Source organism: Streptococcus sp. 2020WUSS084 (assembly GCF_044427445.1).
GTDB classification, from domain to species: Bacteria; Bacillota; Bacilli; order Lactobacillales; family Streptococcaceae; genus Streptococcus; species Streptococcus suis.
Genome location: NZ_JAOTGC010000020.1, coordinates 11789 through 28779 on the forward strand (window position 1 = coordinate 11789; position 16991 = coordinate 28779).

A 16991-nucleotide genomic window follows, 5' to 3' on the forward strand; every position below is an offset into this window, starting at 1 on the left:
ATATGAGCTTTGATTAAGTAGGTGTTAGTATGATTGATATTCATTCGCATATTATATTTGGTGTGGATGATGGTCCAAAGACAATTGAAGAGAGTCTAGATTTGATAGGAGAAGCTTATCGCCAGGGGGTTCGCTTCATAGTTGCTACTTCTCATAGACGAAAAGGGATGTTTGAAACTCCTGAGAAAATTATTATGACTAATTTTGTTCAAGTAAAAGAGAGAGTTAAAGTAGCTTATCCAGAAATGACTTTATGTTATGGAGCGGAACTTTACTATAATAAAGATATCCTAAGTAAACTCGAAAAAAAGGAAGTTCCAACTCTTAATGGAACGCGCTATATTCTCCTAGAATTTAGTAAGAATACTCCTTGGAAAGAAATCCAAGAGGCTGTGAATGAAGTAATGTTACTTGGACTGACTCCACTACTTGCCCATATAGAGCGTTATGATGCTCTGGCATTTCAGTCAGAGCGGGTAGAAGAGTTAATCGACAAGGGGTGTTATACTCAAATTAATAGCAACCATGTGTTAAAACCAGGTTTAATTGGTGACCGAGCAAAAGAGTTTAAGAAACGGGCACGGTACTTTTTAGAGCAGGATTTGGTGCACTGTGTGGCTAGTGATATGCATAATTTGATAGCCCGACCTCCTTTTATGAGTGATGCTTATAAGCTAATTAAAAAGGAATTTGGCGAAGATAAAGCAAAAACCTTACTGAAAAAAAATCCTCTTATGTTATTAAAGAATCAAGTCTTTTGATTTTTTTAATTTCAAGAATTTGAGGCATAGATATGGCTAATTATTTATAGCTTATGCACTTTTTATTAAATTGGAGAGAATATGATTAATACAAATGGGCATCGCCAGATACGTTTGGCAATCCTTGAGTTAGTTGCGGTAGTTTTTGCCGTATTTATAACAAGTCAATTTCCTGATTCAGATCTCAATCGTACAGGTATTTTATCAATTATTGTACTGCATTTTTTTGCTTTCAATTTATCTAAACTTTATGTAGAAATTGAAAGTCGAGGATACTTAGCAGAAATGGAAAAAACATTAATTTATAGTCTAATTTTTGCATTTCTACTGACTTTCGTGTCGTTCATGTTAGAAAAAGAGGTTGAGATATCTAGAAGAGGGGTTGTCTATTTTTCTATTATCAATTTTTGTTTGGTCTATCTTTCAAACTGCTTTGTTCGGAAATACAAACATTTTTTTCTAATTACTAGGAATCAACAAAAGAATACTTTGCTTATAACCACGCCTGAACGTTTCCAGTTAATGAAAGATTTATTTGAATCGGAATTATTAGCAGCTAAATATTTAGTTGGAGTCGTCATTTTGGGCGAGATAACGGATGAACTGGAGTTAGTTACTCCAATTATCCCTGTTGATAAGGCAGTGGATTTTGCAACTCATGAAGTAGTTGATCATGTTTTTATAAATCTTCCTAGTGAATTTTATGATTTGAAAGTTTTTGTTTCAGAATTTGAAATATTAGGGATAGATGTTAGTGTTGATATTAATTCGTTTGATTTTCAAGCTTTGCGGAACAAAAAGATTCAGCAAGTTGGTGATCACAGTATAGTTACTTTTTCTTCTAATTTCTATAAAACCAACCATATCTTTTTGAAGCGACTTCTTGATATTTTGGGTTCCATAGTTGGTTTGATTTTTTGCGGTTTAGTTTCTGTAGTTCTAGTTCCTTTGATTCGGAAGGATGGAGGACCGTCAATCTTTGTACAAAAACGTGTTGGGAAGAATGGACGAGTTTTTAAGTTTTATAAATTCCGTTCTATGCATATTGATGCAGAGGAGCGCAAAAAAGAGCTTTTAGCACAAAATCAGATGCAAGGTGGAATGTTTAAGATGGATAACGATCCAAGGATTACTCCGATTGGTCACTTTATCCGTAAAACCAGTCTAGATGAGCTGCCACAATTTTACAATGTTCTCCGTGGGGATATGAGTTTGGTTGGTACTAGACCACCAACAGTTGATGAATTTGAAAAATATTCTCCCAGTCAAAAGCGCCGTTTAAGCTTTAAACCTGGTATTACTGGGTTATGGCAAGTAAGTGGCAGAAGCAATATAACGAATTTTGACGAAGTAGTAAAACTTGATATGGAGTATATTGATAATTGGACGATTTGGTCTGATGTAAAAATTCTGTTGAAAACTTTAGTAGTGGTATTTAAAAGAGAAGGAAGTAAGTAGGCTACTTTTATGTTATATTTTAAAAGGGCTAAAATAAGTCATGAAGAGTATTTATATTATTGGTTCTAAAGGTATCCCCGCAAAGTATGGTGGATTTGAAACTTTTGTAGAAAAATTGACTGAATACAAAAAATCAACTGATGTTCAGTACTATGTAGCTTGCATGCGTGAGAATTCTATGAAATCTGGTCTTACAGATGATTTTTTTGAGTATAATGGCGCCAAATGTTTTAATGTAGATGTTCCTAATATTGGACCAGCTCGAGCTATCGCATATGACATAATCGCTCTAAATAAAGCCATTGCCATTGCAGAAGAAAACCAGGATAGAGCACCAATTTTTTACGTTTTAGCATGCCGAATTGGACCATTTATTTTGAATATTAAAAGAAGAATCGAAGCCATCGGTGGTACTCTTTGGGTTAATCCAGATGGACATGAATGGTTGAGAGAAAAATGGAGTTACCCTGTTCGTCGTTACTGGAAATTTTCTGAACGACTGATGATAAAATATGCTGACTTAGTAGTATGCGATAGTATAAATATTGAGGAATATATTCGACGGTATTATAAGAAATATAATCCAGTAACTAAATATATTGCTTACGGTACTGATGTTGCTAGATCTATATTGACTCAGGATAGTAAGAGCGTTCGCGCTTGGTATGGTGAAAAACAATTAGTAGAGAATAATTATTATCTTGTAGTTGGTCGCTTTGTTCCAGAGAACAACTATGAGACTATGATTCGTGAGTTTATGAAATCAAGTTCAAAAAAAGATTTTGTCCTAATTACGAATGTAGAGCAAAATGCTTTCTATCTTAAGCTAAAGAGAGAGACTGGATTTGATAAAGATTCAAGAATTAAATTTGTCGGAACGGTCTATGATCAAGAGCTTCTGAAATATATTCGAGAGAATGCTTTTGCCTATCTCCATGGTCATGAAGTAGGTGGAACAAATCCTTCACTACTAGAAGCACTGTCATCAACTAAGTTAAATCTCCTTTTAGATGTGGGGTTCAACCGTGAAGTTGGCGAAGAGGGTGCAATTTATTGGAAAAAGGATAATCTTCATAACATTATTGAGGAAAGCGAGCAATTCTCTGACCAAGAAATTGAAAAAATGAATATTAGCTCAAATTTGCAAGTACAAAGTAAGTTTACTTGGCCATTTATTGTTGACGAATATGAGAAGTTATTTAAAGGATAGGTAATGAAAAGGATATTGTATCTCCATGCAGGAGCAGAACTTTACGGAGCTGACAGGGTTCTTTTAGAGTTAATAAAAGGTTTAAATAAGAATGAATTTGAGGCACATGTTATCCTGCCGATTGACGGAATACTTGTATCTGCACTAAAAGAAGTAGGCGCAAAAGTAGAAATCATTAACTACCCTATTTTGCGTCGTAAGTACTTCAATCCCAAAGGGATTCTGAACTATTTCATGTCGTATAATCGCTATTCTAAGCAGGTTGCGAAATACGCTCAAAGTAATAATATAGATTTAATTCATAATAATACAACAGCTGTATTAGAAGGAATTTATCTAAAAAAGAAATTAAAGCTTCCACTTATATGGCATGTACACGAGATTATTGTAAGACCAAAAGTTATTTCTGATTTTATTAATTTTTTAATGGGGCGTTATGCAGATAGAATCATAACAGTTTCAAATGCTGTTGCTACCCATATAAGAAAATCTCGATTTATTGATGATGAGCAAGTGAACGTCATTTATAATGGGATTGATAATACAGTGTATCATCAAATAGACGCTACAAAGGTTCGTGAAAAGTTTGGAATTTCTAGAGATTCTATTGTTATTGGGATGGTTGGGCGAGTTAATGCTTGGAAAGGGCAAGGAGATTTTGTAGAGGCTGTAACTCCAATTTTAGAGAAAAATTCAACAGCTATTGCTTTCATAGCAGGAAGTGCTTTTGAGGGAGAGGAGTGGAGAGTTGAAGAACTAGATGATAGAATTTCTTCACTTTCAGTTTCTTCACAAATTAAACGCATTGATTATTATTCCAATACTACTGAATTATATAATATGTTTGATATATTTGTACTCCCAAGTACAAATCCGGATCCACTGCCAACTGTAGTTTTAGAAGCGATGGCTTGTGGAAAGCCAATTGTTGGCTATCGTCATGGTGGTGTCTGTGAGATGGTAAAAGAGAAAGTAAATGGTTTTTTAGCAACTCCAAATTTATCAAATGAGTTATCTGAAGTTATTACACAACTTTTAGAAAATGCTAATTTAAGAAATCAATTCGGGAAAAACTCTTTGAAACGACAAAAGGAATTTTTTTCTCTGAACAGTTATATTACTAACTTTGAAGAGGAATACTCAAAAATAAAATATTTTAAAAGATAATATTAGGTTGAGGTAGAATAAGTGAATAGGGAAATTTCCTTATGTGATAAATTTATAATATGCAGAAGTGCCTTTTATAAAGTTTTTCGAGGATTATTAACAAAAATTTTTCTAAAGAAATCTAATGGTTTACTATTCATTGGTAAATATGTGACAATTAGTCATGGAAAAAATATTGTTTGTGGTAAAAACGTTAAATTTGAAGACTATTCTGAGATTCATGGACTGTGCAAAGAGGGATTAGTTTTTGGTAATGGCGTGACCATTGGACGAGGAGTGATGATTCGTCCATCATCATATTATGGTGTTGGTGAAATAGGAAAAGGTTTGACAATCGGTGATAATTCCTCAATTGGTCCGAATACTTATGTAGGCTGTGCGGGTAAAATTACAATAGGAAATAATGTGATGTTCGGTCCAAGGTGTAGTCTTTTTGCAGAAAATCATGTTTTTAGTGATAAAAGGAATAGCATTAAGAATCAAGGTGTTGTGCAAAAAGGTATTACGATTGAAGACGACTGTTGGGTAGGCAGTAATTGTATAATTCTTGATGGTGTGACAATTGGAAAGGGTAGTGTTATTGGTGCAGGAACATTAATATCCAAGGATGTGCCTGCGGGCAGTATTATCATTGATAGACGTAACCGTGAGGATAAAATGCGAACCTAAATGGTGTAAGTAAAAATGGAAAATGTATTATTAAGCGTTATTATTCCTGTCTATCAGGTTGAAAAATATTTAAAACGGTGTATTAATAGTGTTTTAGCTCAAAAATTTAACAGCTATGAAATAATTTTAGTAGATGATGGGAGTACCGACTCGTCACCTGAAATTTGTGATGAATATTCTATTGAGTATCCTCATATTTCCGTAATTCATAAGGAAAATGGTGGGTTGTCTGATGCTCGAAATGTCGGGATAAAACATGCTGCAGGAGAGTATATATTTTTTCTTGATTCAGATGATTGGATTAGTCCAACAATGTTTGAAAGTTTGAAAGAAATTATTTCTTCTAAAAAGCATGATATTATACATTTTGACTTACAGTTTTGTAAAAACGAACAATCTAATTGTGTGAAATGTGAATTGAATGAAAAGGAGTTTTCAGGGATTGTAGCATTTCAAAAAATGTTAGAATGTACAGATATTACAAGCTTTTCAACAGATAAATTATACAGAGTTTCTTTGTTTTTAGAGAATCGAATAGAATTTCCTGTAGGTGCGTACTATGAGGATTTAGGGACAATTTATAAATTGTTTTTAGTAGCAGATTCGGTTTATTATACTAATCAGGTTTACTATTATTATTTTTTAGGGAATGAGGCGGCAATTACTAGATCGTGGTCTGAAAAAAAATTTTTGGATATGTTTCGATTCTATTCGGAAATGTTTGAAGTGTCCTTGCAGAACCAGTATATTAACAACAGATTAGCTAGAACTTACTATAGTAATGGTCTTGTTCACATATTGACGAAATTATATGAAAGTCAAAGTTATGATTTAATAGCGAAAGAAATTTCACAGACATTGCGTGATAATAAAGTGCCGTTACGATCATTACGAAGATATTACCACTATAACAAATATTTGTTATATAGGTTAGGGTTGCTTAAGATTGTTATCAATATTAAAGAGTTTTTCAAAAAGTTAGGGTAAAAGTTTTAAAATATGAAAAAAACATTATTATTATTCGAACAAATTGAGACATTTGAACAATTTTTTGCTACCAATATATCACATCCGCTAGTTGATGTTTATACCCCTTATAGAGCTGTCTCATCACAAGTAGCGCACAATATACGAGCGATTTCTAAAAGATTACCAGGAGATTTTTTTCACCGGTACTGGCTTGAAGCTTGGAAAGATAATTTAGCTAATTATGATACTATAGTTGTTTTTGATAATGCAGTCACACCAAAATTATTGAAATATATTAAGGAGCATATTTCTAGTCAAACTGCGCTAAAAATTTGGTTATGGAATGTTCCAAATGAACATATTGATTATTTAAAAGAAAATTTTGATGTCTATTGTTTTGATAAAACATATTCAGAAAAGCAAGGATTATCTTTTATTGAACAGTTCTATATCTTAGATAATATTCGAGAGGAACAGACTGAGTTATTACAAGATTTTTATTTTATAGGTGTGGATAAAGGGCGTTTAGAACAGATATACCAATTAGCTGAAATTATCGAAGATTCGCAAATGACGTATTTATTTGATATTTTTAGTAATGCTAGAAATTCTGACTATAAAGGTATTAATTATTTAGATACTAAAATCACTTACTCTGAAATTATTGAAAAAATCCAACAATCCAAAGCCATTGTTGAGATAAATAAAGAAGGGCAAATGGGACTGACACTACGGGCATTAGAGTCAATTTTCTTTAAAAGGAAATTGATTACAACAAATAGTTGTGTTAAAAATTATGATTTTTACCATCCAAATAATATTTTTGTATTGGAACAATCAACAGCTGAAGATTTGATAGAATTTATGAGTAAACCTTATGTGTCATTGCCGGAATCTACAATAGAAAAGTATTCATTTAGTAATTGGATTAGCACTATTACTAAATAGTTATAGAGGTATTACTATGAAGTTGACATTTTGCCTCCCAGAGATAAGTCAAGTACCAATGGGAGGGTACAAAATAATTTTTGAATATGCTAATCGATTAGTTGATAGAGGGCATGAAGTATCTATCGTTTTTTTAACACACACGGTTTGGAATCGTTTGACAAACAATAGCTTCATTAAATCAATTGTAGGGCAATTAAGAGGTAGAAATGAACCTTCATGGTTTAGTTTAGACTCTAAAATTCAAAAAATAATGACACCGTATTTAGATGGTAGAGAATTTCCTGATGCAGACTTTGTTTTTGCTACAGCAGCAACAACGGCAGGGTATGTAAAATCTTTACCGAATCGTTGCGGGGAAAAATGCTACTTTATACAAGACTTTGAAACTTGGTTACTTCCGGAAGAAGAAGTTATAGAGACATTTAGTTACGGCTTTATCAATTTTACTGTATCAAATTGGTTGAATGATCTTGTAAAGTCCTATACTAGTGATGAGACTATTTGTTTACCGAATCCCATTGATACGGAATTTTTTAAGGTTATTAATCCTATTGAAAATCGTAATTCTCTGTCGTTGGGGATGTTGTACCATGAAGGCGAGCACAAAGGGATACCGTATGCTTTAGAGGCTATTGAAAAAGTGAAAAATAAGTATCCAGAAGTGACAGTAAATATTTTTGGTGTACCTGAACGCCCAAGGAGTTTACCAAGGTATTTCAATTATGTTCAGAAAGCAACTCAAGAAGAGTTATTGGAACTATATAATAATACAGCTATTTTTGTATGTGCTACAATAGATGAAGGATTTGGTTTGACTGGTGCTGAAAGTATGGCCTGTGGCTGTGCTTTGGTTTCAACTGCTTACAGCGGTGTGTTTGAGTATGCAAAACACGAAGTAAATGCATTGCTTTCGCCAATAAAAGATAGTCAGACTCTCGCAGATAATATTATTCGATTAATTGCAGATCAAAACTTGCGCTATTCTTTGGCAGATAGAGCTAGTCAAATGATTGCGGAAAGATCTTGGAATAATATGATTCAGAGACTAGAGGAAGGACTAACAAAGTAATTAGATATGAGGAGCGTAAATGCTTAAAGTAGAAAAATTAACGCATTATATTTTTTATCTCGGGTTGGTTATAACTCTGCTTTCATTAACAAATATCCAGCTTCCAATTCATTCGAAGTATATCAATCTTATCCCAACCATATTAGGATTAATTCCCTATATTTTTTATGTTAGAGCAAGAAAGCTTCCGGATGGAACTTTTCAATCGTTGGGACTAGTATTCGTTTATTCTATAATCATTTTTTTATTTCATAATCGTTTTGAGATTGAGTGGAGCATAATCACTTTATTAATTTATCTCCCTCTTATACGTTCTGAAGAGAAGGGGTTTCTAAAAGGAATTATAACTATAAAATTGATTGTAGTTTCAATGATTGTAGCAGCAACTCTAATAGGAGTTGTATCTGATACAACGCTCGTCAAATTTAATGGGGTTGCACACTCTCTTGGTTTTTTTCATCCAAATACATTAGGGACAATATTTCTATCAATTTTTCTTGATAGTATTTTACTATTAAAAGGAATAAAGAACCACTATATACTTATATTTTTTGGGTTGTTCTTATATCTTGATTATCGGATTACCTACTCAAGAACATCCTTTCTTGTAATTTCTTTTGCGATTCTTGTGTTTCTTTTTAGGAATATACTAAAAAAAATAGAAATTAATAAGTTTCTATTTTCAATGTCAACAGTGATAATATTTTTAATTGGTATTTTCATTTCAGTTTTTTATAATTCAGCTAATCCTTTTTATATTCAATTAGATGCTTTTTTGAGTAACCGAATCCGTTTAGGAAGTCTGTATATCCAAAGATATGACTTTGATATTTTTCCACAGTTTACTCCTAATATTATACCTGCTGGCTGGTGGAGTTACGATCAATTGTTTAACGATAATACCTATTTAAAATTTATTTTATCACAAGGAATCTTATTAACAATTTTATTCCTAAGTTATCTTATTTTTCAAATTTATCGCAAAAAATTCACCTTGTTTAACGCAATGCTGATTATCCTGACATTTGCTGTTTTAGTTACTGAAGCGCTTGGATTTAATATATTTTTGTTTACACCATTGTTGTTAAATTATATGTCTATTTCTAAGAATACAGAGACTACTTAATAAAATAATATAGAATATGGTACAACTATGCTAAAGATTTCAGTCATTGTTCCAATATATAATGTAGAGAAATATATTGAAGACTGTGTTAATTCTGTAATAACTCAAACATATACAAACTATGAGCTAATTTTGGTAAATGATGCTTCTCCCGATAATTCCCTAGAATTAATAAAGAAACTTGCTGAAAATGATTCAAAAATACATATCATAGATAAGCAGACCAATGAAGGTGTATCATTGGCGCGGTCAGCTGGGTTACACGCTTCTACAGGCGATATGGTTTTATTTTTAGATGGTGATGATACTCTCATACCTACAGCATTGGAGATGCTTGCTCAAAAGTATAAGAGATATAACTCGGATATTATTGTCTTCTCCAAAATTCAAGAAAGAGATGGTAAACTGAGAGAAACACCTTACTTTTCCAAGGAAATACTTTTTGATGAGAATAATAAGACTAAGCTTTATGAAGGTTTTCTGGACTATGGTTATTTTGTAATTGGCTATGCTGCAATCAACAGAGAACTAGCTCTACAGTATGATATGGCAAATGAGATAAAGCATATTTGGATAGGGGAAGATCTTGTTCAAAGTTTACCACTCTTAACGTATGCTAAAAAAGTACTGTATATTCCAGAGGGATTGTATGTTATGACTAATAATCCTGATTCTGTGACGAGGGCTAATAGTCTCAGAAAGGATAGGTACCAACAAGCAATATTGACCCATAATTATATAGAAGATTATCTTACTAGGTGGGAAATAGCAGATCTAAATGAAATTTTTTATAAACATATTATGGAGGATGCGCTTTTATATGCTTCATTAGGTGTTAAAGCAACCAACTCAATGTCGGATGCTAGAGAATATTTGCTGACTATTGCTGAGGATACACGTTTTCAAGTGGCTTATAGGAAAGGTTATCCTCAAAAAATTAAGAAGCGTTTAATTGCGTTTTTGTTGAAAAATAAATTATTTAGATTATATTTTTATTTAATAAAGTTAAAATCGGGGAGATTGAAGTGAAAGTCTTTAAAAATTTTATTTATAACTTCGTATACAAGATTCTGACAATTATACTTCCCTTCATAACAGTACCTTATGTCACACGTATTTTTGCACCTGAAGTTTTGGGAAAATATAATTATACAGCTTCAATAGCAACATATTTTACTATGTTTGGAATGCTTGGTATTCTAATATATGGAAGTAATCAAATTGCGAAAAATGTACATAAGGGGAGAGAGGTTTTATCAGCAACTTTCTCTTCTATTTATTACTTCCAGTTATTGACAACTTTGATAGCAACTTTGAGCTTTGTTTTGTATATTTTTCTATTCCCCAGTGCGTACAAAATTTTTTTCTTAATACAAATCTTCTCTCTTATTTCAAATATGATAGATATTAGTTGGTTATTTCAAGGAGTTGAAGATTTTAAAAGTATTGTAGTTAGAAATATTTTTGTTAAATTAGCTAGTGTGGCATTGATTTTTACTCTTATCAAAAATTCTAGTGATATTTATTCCTATATTCTAATTATGACCATCTCAAATTTACTCTCTCAAATGATTATATGGGTCAATATGAATAAGTATGTTAAGCTTATACGAGTGAGTTGGAAGAGTATAATTAGTCACCTAAAGCCAACTATATCTTTCTTTTTACCACAAATGTCTATTACTCTTTATAATACGATAGATAGAGTTATTCTTGGTTCTTTTGGAGGCGTATATGATGTTGGGATTTATACACAGGCGATCAACATCAATACTATTTTAATTAGTCTTGTTGCAACATTAAGTGCAGTATTGCTTCCTCGCATGACTAGTTTATATGCTCAAGGTAAACATGAGGAAATAAGTAATATGATGGAATATTCTATGTTATTCAATAGTTTACTTACTTTTCCCACGGTTATTGGAATGCAATTGATAAACCATGATTTTGTTCAATGGTTTTTAGGAGAAGGATACGGAGAGACGGCTATAGCAATTAGTATTGTAGTTTTTAGTTTAATTCCAATTTCTTTTTCTGAAATAGTGGGACGTCAGACATTGATTCCAACAGATAACGTGAAGCAGTTTACGATTTCTGTCATGATTGGTGCAATAGTTAGTGTAGTTTTGAATTTTCAACTTATACCAGTTTTAGGATATAAGGGTGCAGCTATAACTATGGTTATCGTGGAGATAGTCGTTTGTATTTGTATGGCATATTTTGCTAGAACCCATATAAATATTATAAAGTTATTATTCATAGCAATGAAGCCATTATTTAATGCTGTATTGACAGGGTTATTGGTTTACTTAATTAGTGCTAATATGCACTTTTCCAATATGCTATATTCTATACTTTTTAAGATTGTACTATTCGTAATTATCTACTCTTTGTTACTTATACTTACAAAGACAGTTACATCTAAAGAAATTTCTGTTTTAAAACGTAAATAAAACATGTAATATACTCTTGTTGATTGGTGAGTATCAAGTGTAATCGCTCCATAACGGAGTATATTGAAAAACGTTCCAAAGCATAAAACTATGGAACGTTTTTTATGGTAACTGCCTAATAACAAGGTATCTATCTAATCACTCCCTCCTCCAGTATACTGTTATAAAAAACAAAACTGGAGGATTTTTTATGTCACACCCCATCGTCCCATTGACTGTTCCCCAATCTCGCCGCTTTGAGAAGAAAGGCAGAAATGATATTCTGATGAAAATTCGTCTCGGAAAAGTGGAAGTCACATTCTTTAAATCTATCAACCAAGAAATATTAGAAACAATCTTGGATAAGGTACTGTTCTATGACAATCCGGCTCAGTGATTTAGGTCAAGTCTACTTGGTTTGCGGTTACTTATGTATGAAGTAGTGGTGTGATTTGGTTAAGAGGATTGTGCTCACTTAGAATTTCTACCTGCTTGCTTTGAGAGACATGAGTGTAGATTTGTGTTACATTGATGTTACTGTGACCCAGTAAATGTTGTATTTGTCGAATATCGACACCATTATCAAGTAACATAGTTGCAAAACTATGTCGAAACATATGTGGAGTGATATGTTTTTTCAGTTGTAGCGAGTGAGAAATATTTTTCAGAATTAAGCGCACACTTTGTTCTTTAAGATGATCATCGTTTCTCACACCGGTAAACAGATAACTAGAATGACTGCAATGATGCGTTATATAGTCCTCAAGTAATGAAAATGTTTCATCGTTTCCAATATAGAGTAGTCGCTCTTTCTTTCCTTTTCCGAGTATATGAATGGTTCTATTTTCCAAATTGATATTATCAAGCTTTAAACTACATAATTCAGAGATGCGTAGCCCAGTTGATAAAAGTAGCGAGATAAGGAGTAGATTTCGCATAGCTTTCCGCTTAGAATGCTTATTTTTAGAATTTTCTATTTGTTGGTGGGCGAAACAATATATTTTTTGTAAATCTTTCAAGGAAATCGTTTTAGGAAGCTTTTTCTCTTCCTTGTAGTGGAGTCGAAGCTGATGGAAGGGATTTTTTGAAATTAGTTTTTCTTCTTCCAGAAATTTATAGTATGATTTAAGACTAGCAATCTTCCGTTTTAATGTGCTAGTCTTTTTTATATGTTGGTTGAGAAAAGTAAGATAGGACCTAATATCATTGGTCCCAAAGTTATAATACTGATGTAAATCAGATTTGTATGCTCGGATAGTATGTGAACTAAGTCGTCTTTGAATAGCACAAAAGTCAAGATATCTCTGGATAGTGTCGTAATTCATAATATAATCTCCTTAATATGTCGTAATAAAGCTATTATATACGATAATTTATCAATTTACTAATGATAATAAATTGTTATCGGTAGGAGAAATCAGTGTATAAAATTAATAAATTTGAAGGTGAAATCTATCAGAAGTTAAATAAAATTCTTGATTCATATAACCAAGAACAGAATAGCCTGATAAACCTTGCTGCATGTATTAGCTATCCATTCACCGAAGTATTAAAGATTCAAAGTTTCCCTCTCGCTACTCTGCCAACAGAGGGAGCTGTTGAAAAACGCTTTTTTCCTCATTGTACTTCATTGGATAATATTGAAGTATATTCAGAAGAATTGTGTCTTCAACTTTTTGATTTAAATCCTGGTGATTATAGAGTTAATGTGCAACCACATTCAGGAACTCAAGCTAACCAAATAGTCTACAATTGTGTTTTAGAAAGAGACGATTATATTTTATCGTTATCTCCAAAAGACGGAGGACATATTTCACATACTTATACAGGTAAAGGTACTGTAAAATATTATCACTTAGACCATAACTTAAATATTGATTATATCGAATTAAAGGAATTATTAGATAAATATAAACCTAAATTGATTATTATTGGTGCCTCGTCGTATGGAAATGAATTTAATTATCAACAAATTTATGAAATTATAAAAGAGGTTAGCCCCAATACCCTCATCTTAGCGGATATTTGCCACAGTGTTTTATATATTATGGCAAAGCTACATAAGTCGATTTTTCCATATGTGGATTTCGCTACTTTTACAATGGATAAATGTTTACGTGGGCCTCAAGGAGGAGTACTACTGTATCGTTCTATATTTGAAGAAAAAATAACTAATTCAATTTTTCCTAGAACACAGGGTGGTCCTACACAAACTGCATTATTTGCGAAATGTATCTGTTTGATCAAATTATTATCAATAGATATTCAAGATTATGCTCAACAGATTATAAAAAATACTTTATTGTTTATAAAACAATTAAGTAAAGAGGGGGTTGATGTTGTTTATAAAAAACCAAAGACTCATATAATTTTAGTTAATCTATTGAATCTAAACTTGAGTGGTAAGGAGGCAGAGAATCTACTTTTTCAGCATAAAATATTAGTTAACCGAAATCAAATTCCAAATGATACACACGGACCAATGACGACTTCAGGAATAAGATTAGGAACAGTTGGAATTACAAATTTATCCTATACTGATGAAGATATAAAAAAATTAGCTAAACTAGTAGCTAATTTATTAAAATATAAACAATATGATTATTCCATATATTTAGATCTCATTCACAAGTACCATGAACAAATTAATATCTCCAATTAGGAGAAAGACCTATACAGAAATTATATTTTTTGTATGGAATCAACAGATAGTATTTGGTGAGCCCGTCTTGATAATCATCAATATAAGTTTTTTCATAAACAAAAGGAATATCTTCAAATTGTTGTAAATTGTATACTATTTGAAATTTATACCAAGGATCGTCTATGAGTGGAATTTCTGCCTCAAAGCTCTTTAGTGAATTTTGAAATTCTGTAAAAGAGATTTTTTCAGAAATCAACTCAATAATTAATTTGTTTAACTTGAGCATCCTAATATCTAAGGTCAAAGCTTTAGGACATTCTTGAAGTGATTTATTTATAAATTCCAGAGATTGTTGATAATTTTTATTCATCAGAAAAATAATTGATTTATTACAATATGGTTCAAAAATTTCATTTGAATCATATTTTTTTAGTATTTTTTCGGCCTTATTTAAATTCTCTAAAGCTATATCATATTGCCCATCCCATATATTAACAACACCTAGATTATTATATACTGTTGCAACAGGTATTTGATATTCATTACGTTGAAAATAGTCCAATGCTAATTCGAGATTTTTGGTAGCTTCTTTGGTTGGGAAATAATGAGCAGAATTTCGTAAAATAATATAATAGAAGTCGTCTTTTTCTACAGAATTCATGGTCCCATTAAGGAGTTTAATTGCATCTCGATCTTTACCTAAATGACCATAAGCATTTAACTTGTAGAGTAATGTTCCAGAGCTATTTTCTAACTTTTCCAGTGATTTTAGTGCCTCCTCAAATTCATATTTTTGAATTTGAAATCTAGGATAGTATAGTTGTAAATCTTTTGAATAATTATCTTGTTGAAGGCTATTTAAAATAGCTAAGCCTCCATTGAAATCAGAAATCCACTGGTACGAGTTCAATATATAATGTAAGTATTTTTCTGGTAATAATTCTATTAAATGATGTATCTTCTTGCTCAAAGATGCAATGTAAAAATATGAATTTTTCCTGTATTCTATTTCAAGTAACTGTTTGATATATTCTACATTTTGGCGTAACTCTTTAATATTACATATATTTATTAAGCAGTGAATTAAATAAGCTAACTCGCCACCAACTCCTATAGATAAGATAGTTTGCTCTAAATATATTTTTAGATTGTTGGTTACTAATTGAAGATCAGAAGCATTTGTGTGATTTAAAATACTATTTACAATTGATTCGTGTGAAATTTTGATTTTATCATTTGTATCTCCATTAATATATACGAAACCTGCATCAATAAGGGATTTTAGAGAATCAGCTACTTCAATATTTTCATCTACTATAGATTTAATGTAATTAAAAACTATATCTTTTCTCATACCAGCAGGAAAAATTGATGATATGATAAGTATATTTTTTTGAATATCTGGAAGTTTGTCATATATATCAGAAATATTAAATAATTCTGAATTTGGATTATCAATAAGTCTGTTAATAATCAATTCAATCTCTTTATAGTTACCTTGTGTTATCTGCCAGATTTGATTCAATTTGATACTATCAAGTAAAGCAATTTTATTTCTTATTAGTAATTTACACTGATCCTCAGTAAGATACGATAAATTTAATACAGTAGGAGTATAATTGTCCAATGTATCTAGTTTATCAATTGATTTTAACTTATCAGTTGTTCGGTTTATAATAGTTAAGGAGACTCCGCTTTGAAGTGTATTAAAGTCATCTTCAAATTTTATTTTTATATCTTCAGATAAAAATTGATAATTATCAATAATAATATTCAGACGGATTTTTTTTGAAACATGACTGAAATATCTTAAATATAAATCACTTTCAAATATTCCCTCCTTTATTTCAGTAACAACTTCTTCCCAAGGATAATCAATTACTTTTTTATAGGTTGTATCGAATGAAATCAAAGATCTGATTAACCTAAAACTATGTTTCAGAGTTAGATTTGTTAGTTTTTGTTTTCTTAAATAATTTGAAAATGAATATTTTTGAGGTATTGATAAGCATAGATTTCTTCTGAATTGAGTTGGGACATACGCTCCTTTTAGTAGATTTTCAAAAAATTTATTACTTTCAAATCCGTCATTTGTAACATCAATGTAGAGAATAAACGCTTCTTTATCATGACTATAAACTTGTTGACAAACCTCTTTGATTAACTCGGTTTTACCACTACCACTTAAGCCATTAATAATATATAAACTATTTTTATCATTACTGGAAAATTTAAAATGCTGTTTTAATTCTTCTATTTCAGTATCGCGACCGTAATACATAAAACATCTCCTACCGATAACAATTTATTATCATTAGTATACCATAATCTACATTTGTTTTATAGATTTTATTAAAATTTTTATAGTAAATATTTTTAGTTTTTTGTTTCCCAAAATGTAATGGAGACCCAAATTTCAAGTTGAAGTTAGCCACCCAAAAGAAATTCACTTGGCGACTTGTAGTCCAAGCATTTTTTAGGGTAGTTGTTAATCCAATTTTCGATAAAAGCGACTTCTTTCGGAGTCGTTTTCTT

The 16991-nt window shown here is 31.4% G+C and carries 15 protein-coding genes and 1 pseudogene; 13 read left to right on the forward strand and 3 right to left on the reverse strand.

Annotated features, from left to right (window positions below):
* Window positions 1–29: 29 nt before the first annotated feature.
* The 12 genes from cps4B (at window position 30) to ODU50_RS09425 (ending at window position 12209) form a co-directional block, all read left to right on the forward strand.
* On the forward strand, window positions 30–761 hold the full coding sequence (cps4B, locus tag ODU50_RS09370) for a capsular polysaccharide biosynthesis protein Cps4B (protein WP_044679121.1): 732 nt from the start codon (window positions 30–32) through the stop codon (window positions 759–761).
* 81 nt (window positions 762–842) lie between these two features.
* Window positions 843–2219: a sugar transferase gene (locus ODU50_RS09375; RefSeq protein ID WP_398581405.1), complete on the forward strand. Its 1377-nt coding sequence runs from the start codon at window positions 843–845 to the stop codon at window positions 2217–2219.
* Between the two features lie 40 nt (window positions 2220–2259).
* Window positions 2260–3429 (forward strand): beta 1-4 rhamnosyltransferase Cps2T, encoded by a 1170-nt coding sequence (cps2T, locus tag ODU50_RS09380; RefSeq protein ID WP_044761490.1) that lies wholly within the window; start codon window positions 2260–2262, stop codon window positions 3427–3429.
* 3 nt (window positions 3430–3432) lie between these two features.
* Window positions 3433–4596 carry a glycosyltransferase family 4 protein gene (locus ODU50_RS09385; protein ID WP_105095315.1) on the forward strand — a complete coding sequence of 388 codons (1164 nt, stop codon included), beginning with the start codon at window positions 3433–3435 and terminating at the stop codon, window positions 4594–4596.
* A 21-nt stretch (window positions 4597–4617) separates the two neighbouring features.
* Entirely contained in the window at window positions 4618–5265 is a 648-nt protein-coding gene (locus tag ODU50_RS09390) for an acyltransferase (protein WP_105095314.1), read from the forward strand.
* A gap of 15 nt (window positions 5266–5280) precedes the next feature.
* Window positions 5281–6252, forward strand: coding sequence for a glycosyltransferase (locus ODU50_RS09395; RefSeq protein ID WP_172032825.1), 972 nt, complete (start codon window positions 5281–5283; stop codon window positions 6250–6252).
* A gap of 12 nt (window positions 6253–6264) precedes the next feature.
* Window positions 6265–7182 carry a glycosyltransferase gene (locus ODU50_RS09400; RefSeq protein ID WP_172032824.1) on the forward strand — a complete coding sequence of 306 codons (918 nt, stop codon included), beginning with the start codon at window positions 6265–6267 and terminating at the stop codon, window positions 7180–7182.
* Window positions 7183–7198: 16 nt separating this feature from the next.
* Window positions 7199–8254: a glycosyltransferase family 4 protein gene (locus ODU50_RS09405; protein WP_172032823.1), complete on the forward strand. Its 1056-nt coding sequence runs from the start codon at window positions 7199–7201 to the stop codon at window positions 8252–8254.
* A gap of 19 nt (window positions 8255–8273) precedes the next feature.
* Complete coding sequence (locus ODU50_RS09410; protein WP_044759769.1) at window positions 8274–9380, forward strand: hypothetical protein; 1107 nt, start codon at window positions 8274–8276, stop codon at window positions 9378–9380.
* A gap of 27 nt (window positions 9381–9407) precedes the next feature.
* Window positions 9408–10409, forward strand: coding sequence for a glycosyltransferase family 2 protein (locus ODU50_RS09415; RefSeq protein WP_105154903.1), 1002 nt, complete (start codon window positions 9408–9410; stop codon window positions 10407–10409).
* Complete coding sequence (locus tag ODU50_RS09420; RefSeq protein ID WP_044761479.1) at window positions 10406–11833, forward strand: flippase; 1428 nt, start codon at window positions 10406–10408, stop codon at window positions 11831–11833. Before ODU50_RS09415 ends, ODU50_RS09420 begins: the two co-directional genes overlap by 4 nt.
* Window positions 11834–12023: 190 nt before the next feature.
* The gene (locus ODU50_RS09425; protein WP_105106284.1) at window positions 12024–12209 is read left to right on the forward strand and encodes a hypothetical protein; all 186 of its coding nucleotides are present in this window, start codon (window positions 12024–12026) and stop codon (window positions 12207–12209) included.
* 31 nt (window positions 12210–12240) lie between these two features.
* Here the strand turns inward: ODU50_RS09425 and ODU50_RS09430 are convergent, their stop codons facing one another.
* Window positions 12241–13137, reverse strand: a complete 897-nt coding sequence (locus ODU50_RS09430) for a tyrosine-type recombinase/integrase (RefSeq protein ID WP_044759767.1) — start codon at window positions 13135–13137, stop codon at window positions 12241–12243.
* A 95-nt stretch (window positions 13138–13232) separates the two neighbouring features.
* Here ODU50_RS09430 and ODU50_RS09435 point away from each other — a divergent pair, with 95 nt between their 5' ends.
* Window positions 13233–14474 carry an aminotransferase class I/II-fold pyridoxal phosphate-dependent enzyme gene (locus ODU50_RS09435; protein WP_044759765.1) on the forward strand — a complete coding sequence of 414 codons (1242 nt, stop codon included), beginning with the start codon at window positions 13233–13235 and terminating at the stop codon, window positions 14472–14474.
* On the opposite strand, the gene ODU50_RS09440 is transcribed toward ODU50_RS09435, so the two are convergent.
* Together ODU50_RS09440 and ODU50_RS09445 are read right to left on the reverse strand one after the other, a co-directional pair.
* Entirely contained in the window at window positions 14458–16737 is a 2280-nt protein-coding gene (locus tag ODU50_RS09440) for a tetratricopeptide repeat protein (protein ID WP_105152865.1), read from the reverse strand. The two genes, ODU50_RS09435 and ODU50_RS09440, sit on opposite strands and share 17 nt — an antisense overlap.
* 146 nt (window positions 16738–16883) lie before the next feature.
* Window positions 16884–16991 (reverse strand): annotated as a pseudogene (locus ODU50_RS09445) (IS30 family transposase); the annotation flags it as partial.